Here is a 12694-nt window from a genome sequence, read left to right as displayed (position 1 = left end):
AAGGCAATCGCTATATCAATAGTATTGCTGGCGCAGTTATCCCAGTCTTTACCAAGCTATAAGCTAAGTCAAGCATCAACACCGGTACACCACTGTCGAAAGACAGCCGGTGTACCGGTTTTTTATTCTCAAATTCACACAAGCCCATAATCATAAATATGAAGTAGGCACTCATGGTTATGCTCACGTTAAGCCAAAGCGAATCTTCTCTACTCATTGTGAAATGGAAAACCAAACGCTGAAGTATTTTTTACCAGCTTAATAATTTTGTGTATTTGCTATCGTTTTGACCGCATAGGAAATCTTTGGTACATTTTAATAGCCATTTCTGATTATCACACAGTGTTGAATAATAATAGGGGAGAATAATGCAACACAATCTGGGGTTTTTACGATTAGTGGAACAAGCAAAACAACGCGTAAAGGAATGCTCCGTGGCGGATATGCAGGCTCGATTGACGCGGGGAGAACAATTTCATTTTATCGATGTTCGCGAAGATCATGAATTCTGGATTGATCATGCGACTGGTGCTCGTCATCTTGGAAAAGGTATCATCGAACGCGACATTGAAAACGTGATACCTGATAAGCAAGCCGCCATTGTGCTGTATTGTGGCGGTGGATACCGTTCGGTTCTGGTGGCGGATGCATTGCAACAAATGGGTTATACCAATGTGGTATCGGTGGATGGGGGCATTAAAGCTTTACGTGATGCTGGTTTTCCGTTTGAAAAAGATAAGTCAATCTAGAAACGATACAACAATTTTGAATCTAGCACAGTCAATTTATGTAAAATCTCAATGTCCTTTTTCACCAGGAATCAGTGAATCTGATTTCTCTGATTTGTTAGGAAGTTTATTGCCTGTTTCTTGGTTGATAACGGAGTGGGCCGAAATATCATCCCGGTTATCGAACACCATATGCGCCCTTTCAAGGGGGAGTGTTTCGCCGCGAAAGAATTTGGGTTCACGCATGTTCCAAAGTATCATCAGCGGGACACCGAGAAATAGCGCGACAACTCCGATCAAGAACACAGTACCTACGCCAGCAATCGATCCGCTGGATCCATAATTGGGATCCATCATGTTCCACGCCTGAAGAATACCCACCGCAATCAAAATCACAGCAGCAATTGCGGGCAAGATCACTTGCGACAGTGCTGTGTGCCAATGATTAAATGCGGTACGATGAAAATAGAACACACAGGATAGCGACGCCACAGTGTAGTAGGTGCAGATTGCAATGCTGACACTGTGGATCGAATCTTTAACAATTGATTCGCTGACCATACTTAGGGTTGTGTAGATTACCAGCGTCATTAAACCGATTGCCCAGGTTGCAAATTTTGGTGTTTGTGTTGCTTCACTGACTGAAGAAAATCTGCGTGGGATGGCCCGGTATGTCGCCATTGCCAGCGCAGCACGCGCTGCCGGCATGATCGTAGACATCGTCGACGAGAAAGCCGAGACACCGATGATTAAAGCAGCAATCAATGCGCCTTTGGCACCGATTATGTCGGTTGTCAGAACGGTTATGATGGAATCGATATTATCCTTGAATGTCAGACTTGATTTGTCCTGCGGATCAATACCAGCGTACGTTAACGCCGCTGTAGAGAAAACTACATAGGTGATTACAGTAATTGTTATTGCGATAAGGCCACTTCGCCCTGCTTGCCCTGGACTACCATCCGTTTCCTCAGACATTGCCAGTGACGCATCAAACCCCCAGAAAATGAATAGTGCTACAAGAAATCCATTCAGAAATGCGTTGAAAGAAGAAATCGCAAACGGGTTGAGCCACTCCAGTGAAAATGGCTCGGCAGTACTCACAGCTTCTCCCTGCATGACGCGCATCAACAGAATGGCTGCGAGTACGGTGAGGCCGCCGTATTGTGCGATCGTTAGGACCATGGTGGTGCGCGAAGATTCCTCAGCACCGAGTGCCGTTAGATACGTCGTACTGAAGATGAACAGAATAGCTACGCCAAAGTGGAACCACAAGGGCGTTTCGTCTAAATTAAAAACGATGGCCGTCGTGTTGACGATAATTTGAGTGGCTGCGACTCCCGCCAGCACGCTTGCTAACAAAAGCGCCCAGCCGCCGAACCAGCCGAATCGTGGCCCAATGGCCTTGGCGCCCCATGTGAAAACCGTACCGGAATCTGGAGCCGAAGTTGTCAGGTGTTTGTAGGACAATGCCACAAAGAACATCGGGATCACAGACAGAATGAACACGATCGGCAACTGATAGCCGCTTTCGGAAGCACCGTAACCCAATGCGCCGGTTAACGAGTATGCCGGAGCGGTCGCTGCCAGGCCAATTGTGATGGCGGCCGACTTGGATACCGACCCTTTTTTTAATCCTTTGGCTCTCAGGCCGTGCATCACGGATTCTTCGTGCATCTGATACCTCGTGGTTTTCTGGGAAATTGGAAAGCAGAATTCCTTGTGAACGCTGGAAAGTAACAAAGATTCGCAGCGAAGTCAAAAACGAAGCAAGGTGATCAATACATATAACCTAATCGATTGGATAGTTTGATATATTGGACAGTCGTAGGTGAGAAATATCCAGAATTCAAGGAGGATGATACAATTTTGCATAAGAATGTTTCTATTTCAACATGTTTCACCACACCCTTATAGACTATCGGTATTTGTGGATTTTGATCGTGAGTAAAGAATCGTTATGTCGGATGTGTTTTTCTTCCATAATCCTGCTGACAAGCTCGCTGCCGAAGAAATTGCTTGCTGTTTACGTAAGGTCGTGTGGATAAATGGAATCTGATTCATTGGCAATCCGTGGCAGAATGCGGAAATGCGGGGGCGGTTGATCGCCGGATCAGCGAGGGAGTTTTTGCGTCATTCCGGTGCCGTCACCGGGTTCGGAAAGGGACAAGCGAGTTAAATCGTCTGCATTCCTGAGTCAAACTACTTGGGTGGGATTTCGCGATATGCTAGACGGTAAAGTTGTTTTTCATCAACTATGGGCAGGTTTCGAAGTATCGAGTCGGATATAGATGCACTTCATATAGGAGTCGCTAAATAACCGACGGCATGTCAAACATGGTAAGAAATTTATACTGTTTATTCTCAAAGATTCCTCACTATGTTTGGCATGATAAGTGTTCACTATTCAGAGATTTATATAGATCTCAACTCACATGAATGTCCCTATCAGGGTTTACGGGTGTTCGATGTTGAAAAAGCACCGCTATTTTCGGTCGAAGCGCATTATCCGGATGGTTACAGAAAGTCATCGTTCAAAAGTTGAGTACTATTCGCATCTCCAATTCAAAAAGCCTGCCTTAACTCGGCTTCATTTCAATCAGAAAATATTGGTGTATATCAAACTCAGTTGCTTTAAACTATAAGGCGACTCGTTCTTTCGCCAGTCAATTGTGGCAGGCCGAATGCATTAATTGAGATTAGAAGCAGCTTATTATGACAAATATACACGATCAAATTTTGCCCGCAGGGACGCAAATCGGTGTCTACGAAATTAAGGGTACCGTAAAAGTTAGTCCGTTCGATATTACTTATCGTGCCTGGAATCACCATCTCAAGGAGCCGGTGAGAATACAAGAATATTTTCCGCACGATTTCGCTGTTCGCGCAAGCGATGGGCTGCGTGTTGAGCCCAAATCTCCCGAAGACAAAGAAAATTTTAACTATGGGTTAAAGGCATTTTTGGATCAAGCTGAGATGCTGACATTAATCGAGCATCCCAATCTTGTCGTGGCGGAGAACAGCTTGCCATTCAATGGCACGGTTTATCTGATCATGAGCGCCCGGGATGGCATGTTACTGTCCAAATTAATTCAATCTGGGACAGCATTTGCTGAAACGGAATTAAAATTCATTCTGGTATCAATCCTGAATGCATTGCAGAAAATCCATGCGCATAAAATGGTGCATGGCGGCATTCAACCGGCAGCGATTTTTTTGGGTAAGGATGGAGAGCCGTTGTTGACCGATTTCGCTGCTGCTCGATTGGCTATCGCCGCACGCACGGTTCAGTTTGCGGATGAATTAGCTGCCGGTTACGCGTCGGCGGAACAATATGAACCTATAAATGTATCCGGACCCGCGACTGATTTCTATGCACTGGGCGCGACGATGTCTGCTTGTATCACGCATCACCAACCCATTGCCGCACAGAGCCGGGTTACGGCCTTAAGCCAAGGCGAACCCGATCCGATGGACTCACTTTCTGCGGCTGCGAGCGCTACGTATAGCGTGGAATTGTTGCAAGCGATTGATTGGATGTTACAACCTGAATACAATCGTCGGCCGCAATCGGCAGGCGATATTTTAACGCTACTAAAATCAGAACAAACCAGCGGCCCGTCGGAGTCTTCACCTGCCAAGCAAGCGGCTACAGCGGTTATCAATAGCAATCCGATTATTAAGAATGCCCTATGGATTGGTGTCATGACCGGGATCGTTGCACTGGTGACGTTTGGATTATGGTTTGATAAAAAACCGGCAGGAATAGTGGATGACAAGCAAAGTACAGTGGCTACTCAGCCTTTATTCCAACGCAATCCTGGTAAAATCACTGTTACACCAGAGATTAAAGAAGATCAATCCACTACGCCTTTGATTGTCGCACAATCAAATCCAGAGTCGGACTCAAACAAAATTTCCGAACCCGCAAAACCACCCGAGTTGGCAGACGAAGCAAAGCCACTGGAAACCAAAATCGATGAGATTTTAATCAGAAAATACCTGATTGCTGCTGAGAAAGCTTATAAAGCAGGGTATTTCACCACCCCATCGAGAGATAATGCCTATAAATATTATCAGATGGTTTTGGCCACTGAGCCCAACAATGCGGAAGCGCGTGCCGGGTTGCAGAAAATTGTAGGGCGGTATGTTCAGTTTATTGAGAAAGCGAAAATTGAAGGCAAACTCAATATGGTTAGACTCTATTTGCAGAGAGCAGAATTGGTTTTGCCGGATGATCCTAAATTACAAAATATTCGAAAGGAGTTAGCTGCTCAATAAATAAGCTTGTGCCGATCAGGCTTGATTGTTGCTAATTTTTTGAATATTCGATGCAGCATTGCATCAAACAAACGCAACGCCCGTCTGCACAAGTCCCGTTAAATGGATATTTTCAGCATTCACACTACTGTCTGCGGCCAACACAGCCAAGCCACCAGTTGATATTTCACCGGTATCAAGCATCTTGACGTAAGGTGATTTTTGAGTTTCTGAGGGCGCGGCTCCAAATAGGTTTTGCCATAACAGAGTTACGATTTCATCATGGCTGGTAAGCTCTGCCGCATGGATTGCAAACTCCCCCAGTTGTTCATAGCTCAAGCCTTTGTCCGATTCAGTCAAGCCAATGCCGACATAGTCCTGGTTGGCGGCGGCAGCTGCACCGAAGACAGCGCCAAGTAATTTGGCTACTTCACCGGCGTAACCATCCAGATCGAGTGCCAGTTTGGTGTCACTAAATTCCAGGCGTTCAATGTGCGTCAGTGTGTCCTGGTTGCCGGGGTTGGCGTTGGCAGTGACGGTGTAGCCGCTGGGAGTTTTGCTCAGGGTATAGTTATCACGCGGTGCTTGCACCAATACAGTGTCAATTCCGGAATCGCCATCCAGGATATTGCTGCTGTCATTTCCGATTAGCACATCGTCGCCTTGACCGGCGATGGCATTCTCAATTATCACACTGTCAGCAATCCATACATTCGGAATGGGTAGGCCGACATTCACACCGTTGGATTGAACATAGATCGGTTCACCGATAAACGATGCACTGGTTGGATTCAAATCAATGCGACTGGAAATCGTGCCTGTATACTGAATGGTGTCAGAAGCACCACTGGCGTCCCAAATGGCTTCGTTATAGGTGTTTGCGTCGTTATATGTATATGTGTCATTACCGGCATGGTAATGCGTATTGGCACCGTACAAATATTGCATGGCGGCTATGTCCAGCACCATCGGTGTAGTGGGGTGGAAGGAAAATTCATTGCCTTCTTCTCCTTGCAAATTTGAATAGGTATAGCTCATGATGGTGTGCATGATGCTATCCAGAGCGGGCGGAAGCGTCTCTTCCGTTGGGTCATCAGGGTTTGCAAAGGGGTGTTTAAAGCCCAGAGCGTGGCCGATTTCATGTAAGAGTGTTTCAAAGGAGATGGTGCCTGGAGTCCAGTTCTCAAAATTGAGAAGGCTTTGGGTGTTCATCCAGATATCACCTGATTTGGGACTGTTGCTGGGTAAATAAGACCAGGCCAACGTCGACTCATCCGGATCTTCCGTATAGGCTGTGCGTATATCACCCACATCGCTGGGGGTTTCCGCTACTTTGATGAAGTTTAAATTGGCAACGTTAGCCCATTGTTGTAGGGCATTCTCAAAGTAGCCCTGGTCTGCGTTGTTCAGTGGTTTAGCAGTGCTATTCCAAGGTTCACCATCGCCGAACTGAGAACCATAACCCGAACCGGATAGCGTGGACCAGAACAGGGGATTGTTACTGGTTGGAAAGCTGTAGGAGATGGTCGAGTTCGTCCAGCGTGTGCCACTCAATAAAGAATCAATCTGATTGTCATTGGCCGGATCAGTGAAAATAACACTACTAGAGGTAAAAGGAGTTGCCATGATAAGAGTCCTAATAATCGTGAAATTAAGTAATTGGAATGCGGAGCCAGCGGCAATTTAAATGTGTGTTATTAAAACCATGCTTATCCGTTATCTAGACCACCACATCCATCGCGTTTCTGAGCTATAAAGTGGGACGTCACCGTCAATGGTAGGAATTATGATTGTTTTGGTCGCTCGTAAACATAATTAGTCTCTATTGTGGGATGATTTCTCATCTATGGGCGCTAACCGGATAGGCGCGATTAAAACTGCACAATATATCTTCATTAATTTCACAAATAATCTATATGTCCAAGAACAATAAGTATTGTGATAAATAGTACCAAGGTCTGGCAAATTAATAGCTTAAATTCTAGCCGCTTATTGGGCAGTTCGCTAAATCTTTTTTTGTACTTCTTTTCTTTCCAGGAAATTAGCTTGTTTGATGGTTTCTTCATATAAAGAGAGATGCTGGTCGTAATCAGAAGCGACATGTCTTTGTTAATCGTTTTTCTAACTACTAGTAGTCAGTCAGTTTGAAAAACGAGGATGCAAACGTGTCAGTTTGCGACGAGCATCCTGAGAAGTGAAGCGCCAATTGACGGGAGCAGCTTTGGCATTGCGGGCATTGATATTTGCCTCTACTTCACGGCGTAGATGATCTTTATCTGGAATGCGTTGTGTCAGGCACATGTTGGACAACACAGCCAGCTCGATTTCGGCAATGTTCAACCAATTGCCGTGCTTGGGGGTGTAATGAAATTCCAGTCTTCGCGCTAAATCGTGCGCCTGTTCGGCTGGAAAGGCCTCGTAGAGGGGCCGATTTTGTGGGTGTTAAGGTTATCCAAAACCACTCGAATAACGCTGGCCTGCGGATAAATATCGGCAATGAGTTGCTTGGGACTTTCATCGAAACAGACGACCGGACGCATCGGATCATAGAGTTCTTCATACAGGTCGAGAACATCTTCCATCGCCGCCACAAAGTCGGAACTGACCTCTGGAATGCACCATTCCTGTTTTTGCCAAGTGTCAGCGTGTTTTTTTAAAAGCTGGCGAATGGTTTCGTAACTGCAGGAATCCGCGTAATTTAATTCCACTACTTTGTCCGCCAGCAGGCGCAGTGTCCAGTGGTTATGGCCATCGGGCGCATCGCTGCAGGCCACCGCAATGAGATGGATTGCCTGTTTATCGCTAAGTTTTGGCGCCTTTCCGGGACGCGGACGATCTTTCAAGGCCGCTTCCGGCCCTTCTTCCACGCAGAGTTCTTGCCTTTTTGCACTACGGCTTGCAAGATTTGTCTTTCATCATCACTCAGATTAACTTTGTATTTAATGGCAGGCATGGTAGGTTTCTCTCACAACAAAAACATCTTAATAACATACTTTAAGATTATCTGACATCATTTTGTTTTTTAATGACTGACTACTAGTTTACTGTTTCTTCTAGGCGATTAGCCCATCCTATTGCTTGTATTTCTATGTTTGATAACTCATTCAAACTCAGAAAATCCAGCTCGGATAATATGGAATGAACCGAGGTGATCTCGCCTTTTTCTTTGGCTTCAATTAATTTTAAAGCTTGACCCAAACGTCCACGGCGAGTCATTAGCGCCTGGCTTATGTCGTCGGAGACTCCCAGTTTCTCGACTATTTGCTGCATTTCAATACCCAGCAATTCGTCCAGTAACGATAAAATTCCAACTATAAATGCTCTTTCTTGGTGATTCTTGTCATGCGGACGCTCAATGGTCGCGATTAATTCCATCAATTTGCCCCGTGCTACAGCAGTTTGTGTCAAAGCATCGGATATGCTGTCTTCCGATTGATTGGAAGTATAAAGCAGAAGTTGTATCCATCTTTGTAGTTGCTTGCGTCCCATTAACTTGATGGCGTGTTTGATGGAATTTATTTTCTGGGGTAAACCGTCCGAACCCGAGTTCACCATGCGCAGCAAGTTGTAACTTAAGCCGGGTTGACGTTTAAATTCGTTTTCGATTTCACCGATGCTGCTATCACTATCATTGTCACTTGTGTCATCGTGATTGCGCATAACCAATGCCAGTAGCTTCAATAATGATACCTTCCCAGGATCAGCACGCTTTACTGACATGACTTCAGGTTTTGCAAAATAATAACCTTGAAACATTTGAAAGCCCAGCAACCTGCAATGTGCTTCTTGTTCGCGATTTTCAACTTTTAGGGCTAAAAGCAGGACTGGCCATCGATTGAGTTCACTGACCAGCTTAGTTAGTTCATCTTGACTCAGTGCAAGGATATCCACTTTTACTACGCTGACCAGTGGCAATAAGCGTTCAACTTTGCTATTGATAGCAATGATATTATCAAGTGCAAATTGATATCCTTTTTGTTTTAAATCTTTACAACGCTGTAAAAATTCTGGTGTAATTGATGCCGATTCTTTAACTTCTAGCACAATGTGTTTACTGGGTAGCAAACTAATAATGTCACTCATAATGAGATCTGGGTCGGCATTGATAAAACCACGCTGGTGTCCCAGAACATTGTGGATGCCGAACTTGCCGTAAGCATTGACGATAACATTCGCTGATGCAGATAAGTCGCTTGTGACATTTGCAGTTTCCTCAGTTTCTTCTTGTCTGAAAAGTAACTCAAATGCGACTAGATTGTGATTACGATCTAGAATTGGTTGCCGACCAAGACAAAAACCGCCCATATATACCTCCGCATATACCAACTTGATCAAATAAAATGCCCGTCCTCACCTGCTGCATGAAGTATTTCTTAACGATTGTCCGAATTGATAAGAAGGAAGGAGAGGAGTTCTCTTCACTTGGAAGAGCATACAACAAAGTGGATGATGGTTTTAAGGTAAGAAAGCGGGCTTTTGAGGCCTTAATAGCCAATTTGATCAATTATCCGGCTTTATGTATATTCAACTTTAACGAAAGCAGTGTTTATAGTTGCTACAGACAGGCGACTATCTCAATTTTGAGAAGAATTGCATTTGCTGCAATAATGATTGGCCCTGCCATATGGAAACAATAAAAGGCGCTTTTATTCCTTAAGGAAGCTCTGATTCAGTCCTTCGGCAGGCCCAGGACAAACGGTAATATATTGATTACGTTCGTGTTGAATTTGTCGAGCCATGATTGTAATCAACTTAATCAGAGCTTTCTTAATAACTATTTCTCGCTTTACCTTTTTGTATGACATCTATTCTTTCGTTTCTGCGAGAGTATGCTTCGACAATTGATGAAGCGCTGTGGCTTTTTTGTTTGATCTGGACGAGCATTCTGATTACCCTAAACTATACATTGGGTATTGAGAGTGAATTGATTAAAGGGCTTGATTCCCGTTTTGATCAATTATTAGCGCTTTTTCTGGTTTATTGCAGCGCTTTTGTGATTCCGTATTTATTTGCCGTGACATACCGGAAACATCTGATTACTGCTACGCCGATGTTTTGGTTGCTACTGTTGATTGCGCCCGCTTTGTTTGCGCTCAAAGTGAGTGTCGCTAATCCATTGGAAAATAGCATGGACGGGATATGGGGCAGTTATGTAACAAGTATCACAACGCTACCATTTAAGTTTTTAGTCGTACTTGTTCCATTGGTCGTTTTATATAAAATTCTTCCTGTGGAGCAAAATTATTGGGGAATGACGCTGAGAAATGTTCAGTGGCGGCCTTACTGCCTGATGTTGGTTTTGATGGTGCCATTGATCATCTTTGCCAGTACTCAACCGGATTTCTTAAGTGCTTATCCCAGATTAAAGCAAGTGGCTTTTATTGTCCCATACACAGAAAATCCGCTGTGGTATCAATTCCTTTATGAAATAAGTTATGGAATTGATTTTATTACGATAGAATTATTCTTCCGGGGATTTTTGGTGTTTGCATTTATCCGCTACGCTGGGCCGTCAGCTATTTTGCCAATGGCCACATTTTATTGCAGTATTCATTTTGGCAAACCTCTGCTTGAATGTGTCTCTTCTTTTTTTGGCGGGTTGATATTGGGTATGATCGCCCATAAAACACAATCCATCGTGGGTGGCTTGGCTGTGCATCTGGGCATTGCCTGGATGATGGAAATCGGCGGTTATGTTGGAAATCTAGTGACGAAATAATTTTTACAATGCGATTAAAGAATGAGTAATTAATATGTCCGAAGCAGCAACTATAGGTCAAAGTTCCGGCAACAGCGCAGGTTTAAGTGCGCAAGCCATCAGTGAACTAAATCAGCGTTACCACTCGCTCAATTTTGAAGCGCGACTACGTAGGCTTTACACCGATTTTCAGCCCGAAAAAATCATGGTGACATCTTCCTTCGCAGCAACCTCTGCTTATTTTCTGCATATCATTTCCTGTATTCGACCGCAACAGGTTATATTTTTTATTGATACGGGCTTTCATTTTCCGGAAACTTTGTTATACCGGAATTATCTGGTAGGGCTTTACCATTTGAAAGTCGAGGATGTGAGAGCAGATGACTATCAGCATCAATACAGTAAAAAAGAAAAACTATATGAGACCGATCCGGATTTTTGCTGCTCGATTAACAAGATTAATCCGTTGGAGGCGATCAAACCCAATTATGATATCTGGGTGTCAAGCCTAATGAACTGGCAGACGGATCATCGTGCCGGTTTGGATATTTTTGAAGAACGCCGCGGGATTATCAAGTTTAACCCGATGATTGATGTGACGCGTGAAGAGCGCGATGCGTATATTCTCGAGCATAGACTACCTTTTCACCCGTTAGTAGCGGATGGTTACTCTTCGATTGGTTGCACGCACTGCACCGTAAAAGGTGAAGGCCGTTGTGGTCGTTGGTCGGGAAAACCTAAAACCGAGTGCGGTTTGCATCTTTAAATGTTGCGAATTAAGTCGTGATCGATTTAAATCGCTCCGTGGTGCTAATCAATGCCGCCAGTATGCCAGGTTCCCAAACCGAGTGTCCGGCATCATCAATGATAATGTATTCAGCCTGCGGCCATGCGTGATGCAAGTCATCGGCACTGATAATCGGGCAGACTGCGTCGTAGCGGCCTTGTACGATGGTGGCGGGAATAGTATGGAGTAAATGGATATTATCCAGTAGTGAATTTTCCGGTAAGAAGATATTGTGGCTGAAGTAGTGCGCCTCCATGCGTGCAAGCCCTAATGCGACGGTATCACTGGCAAAGTAACTGACCGTTGCCGGATTCGGCAGTAACGTAGAGCAGGAACCTTCATAGGTGCTCCAAGTACGTGCGGCGGGCATGTGGATAGCTGGATCAGGATTCATTAGGCGCTGGTAGTAAGCGGAAAGAATGTTATTTCGATCTGCGGCAGACAATGGCGTAACAAAGTCACGCCAAGCTTCCGGGAATAAATTACGCAGTCCATAGAGAAACCAGTCAATTTCTGCTTTGCGGCAAAGAAAAATCCCGCGCAGCATAAAACTCAAGCAGCGTTCAGGATGCGCTTGACCGTACGCGAGAGCCAACGTGCTGCCCCAGGATCCGCCAAAAATGTGCCATTTGTCAATTTTTAGGTGTTGCCTAAGTAATTCCAGATCATTAATCAGATGTAGTGTTGTATTATCTTGAATTTCACCGAGTGGTATTGAACGCCCCGCACCTCTTTGATCATAGATGACAATACGATAATGTGCCGGATCAAAGAAACGCCGATGCGCCGCTGTTGCTCCGGCGCCGGGACCGCCATGAAGAAATACAACCGGTACGCCCGAAGGATTCCCTGATTCTTCCCAGTACATCGTATGTATTTTATCAAGGGATAATGTTCCTTGCCGGTAAGGTTTGATCTCAGGATAAAGTGGAGCAGGGTGATGATTATTCATGATATGGCTATAAGAATCGCTGGTTAATAGGTTATAAAAATGATAGAAAAGAGTGGCAAACAGCACAGATTTCAAAACTTAGATGAATTATAGTTCTGATATATTGATTGACAGGCCACATACTGTGTCAATGTTAAAAGGATTAATCATATGCCTAATACTATACTGAGAGAACAAGAAGTTTTCATGTTACGTGGAGAGATGGAGATATTAATGAATGAACGTCAATGCCTGTTGGATACCACAGGAGCTGCAGCCATATTTGTGGC

9 protein-coding genes and 1 pseudogene are annotated in these 12694 nt (G+C 44.6%); 4 read left to right on the top strand and 6 right to left on the bottom strand.

The annotated features are described in order from the left end of the window. Positions 1-10: 10 nt before the first annotated feature. Complete coding sequence (locus QZ942_RS00990) at positions 11-175, bottom strand: hypothetical protein (protein ID WP_292992682.1); 165 nt, start codon at positions 173-175, stop codon at positions 11-13. Between the two features lie 193 nt (positions 176-368). On the opposite strand from QZ942_RS00990, the gene QZ942_RS00985 reads away from it, so the two are divergent. Next, positions 369-749 carry a rhodanese-like domain-containing protein gene (locus tag QZ942_RS00985; protein ID WP_292992681.1) on the top strand — a complete coding sequence of 127 codons (381 nt, stop codon included), beginning with the start codon at positions 369-371 and terminating at the stop codon, positions 747-749. A gap of 48 nt (positions 750-797) precedes the next feature. On the opposite strand, the gene QZ942_RS00980 is transcribed toward QZ942_RS00985, so the two are convergent. Further along, the gene (locus tag QZ942_RS00980; protein WP_292992680.1) at positions 798-2405 is read right to left on the bottom strand and encodes an APC family permease; all 1608 of its coding nucleotides are present in this window, start codon (positions 2403-2405) and stop codon (positions 798-800) included. 1038 nt (positions 2406-3443) lie between these two features. Here QZ942_RS00980 and QZ942_RS00975 point away from each other — a divergent pair. Next, entirely contained in the window at positions 3444-5009 is a 1566-nt protein-coding gene (locus QZ942_RS00975) for a protein kinase (RefSeq protein WP_292992679.1), read from the top strand. 63 nt (positions 5010-5072) lie between these two features. Here QZ942_RS00975 and QZ942_RS00970 read toward each other — a convergent pair whose 3' ends face one another. The 3 genes and pseudogenes from QZ942_RS00970 to QZ942_RS00960 form a co-directional block, all read right to left on the bottom strand. Further along, positions 5073-6614, bottom strand: a complete 1542-nt coding sequence (locus tag QZ942_RS00970) for a M10 family metallopeptidase (RefSeq protein ID WP_292992678.1) — start codon at positions 6612-6614, stop codon at positions 5073-5075. A 513-nt stretch (positions 6615-7127) separates the two neighbouring features. Continuing rightward, positions 7128-7941 (bottom strand): annotated as a pseudogene (locus QZ942_RS00965) (helix-turn-helix domain-containing protein). 83 nt (positions 7942-8024) lie between these two features. Next, positions 8025-9293, bottom strand: coding sequence for an HDOD domain-containing protein (locus QZ942_RS00960; protein ID WP_292992677.1), 1269 nt, complete (start codon positions 9291-9293; stop codon positions 8025-8027). Positions 9294-9786: 493 nt separating this feature from the next. On the opposite strand from QZ942_RS00960, the gene QZ942_RS00955 reads away from it, so the two are divergent. Both QZ942_RS00955 and QZ942_RS00950 read left to right on the top strand, forming a co-directional pair. Continuing rightward, positions 9787-10707 carry a CPBP family intramembrane glutamic endopeptidase gene (locus QZ942_RS00955; RefSeq protein WP_292992676.1) on the top strand — a complete coding sequence of 307 codons (921 nt, stop codon included), beginning with the start codon at positions 9787-9789 and terminating at the stop codon, positions 10705-10707. 34 nt (positions 10708-10741) lie between these two features. Further along, entirely contained in the window at positions 10742-11452 is a 711-nt protein-coding gene (locus QZ942_RS00950; protein ID WP_292992675.1) for a phosphoadenylyl-sulfate reductase, read from the top strand. Positions 11453-11462: 10 nt separating this feature from the next. Here the strand turns inward: QZ942_RS00950 and pip are convergent, their stop codons facing one another. Then, positions 11463-12425: a prolyl aminopeptidase gene (gene pip, locus QZ942_RS00945; RefSeq protein ID WP_292992674.1), complete on the bottom strand. Its 963-nt coding sequence runs from the start codon at positions 12423-12425 to the stop codon at positions 11463-11465. Positions 12426-12694: the final 269 nt, after the last annotated feature.

Origin of the sequence: Nitrosomonas sp., assembly GCF_021731985.1 — a bacterium.
Classification (GTDB): Bacteria; Pseudomonadota; Gammaproteobacteria; order Burkholderiales; family Nitrosomonadaceae; genus Nitrosomonas.
This window is presented reverse-complemented; position numbering and strand designations above follow the sequence as displayed.

Bases quoted from the DNA above. Each gene is read 5' to 3' on its own strand.
- QZ942_RS00990 (WP_292992682.1), bottom strand. From the start codon at position 175: ATGAGTGCCTACTTCATATTTATGATTATGGGCTTGTGTGAATTTGAG.
- QZ942_RS00985 (WP_292992681.1), top strand. From the start codon at position 369: ATGCAACACAATCTGGGGTTTTTACGATTAGTGGAACAAGCAAAACAA.
- QZ942_RS00980 (WP_292992680.1), bottom strand. From the start codon at position 2,405: ATGCACGAAGAATCCGTGATGCACGGCCTGAGAGCCAAAGGATTAAAA.
- QZ942_RS00975 (WP_292992679.1), top strand. From the start codon at position 3,444: ATGACAAATATACACGATCAAATTTTGCCCGCAGGGACGCAAATCGGT.
- QZ942_RS00970 (WP_292992678.1), bottom strand. From the start codon at position 6,614: ATGGCAACTCCTTTTACCTCTAGTAGTGTTATTTTCACTGATCCGGCC.
- QZ942_RS00960 (WP_292992677.1), bottom strand. From the start codon at position 9,293: ATGGGCGGTTTTTGTCTTGGTCGGCAACCAATTCTAGATCGTAATCAC.
- QZ942_RS00955 (WP_292992676.1), top strand. From the start codon at position 9,787: ATGACATCTATTCTTTCGTTTCTGCGAGAGTATGCTTCGACAATTGAT.
- QZ942_RS00950 (WP_292992675.1), top strand. From the start codon at position 10,742: ATGTCCGAAGCAGCAACTATAGGTCAAAGTTCCGGCAACAGCGCAGGT.
- pip (WP_292992674.1), bottom strand. From the start codon at position 12,425: ATGAATAATCATCACCCTGCTCCACTTTATCCTGAGATCAAACCTTAC.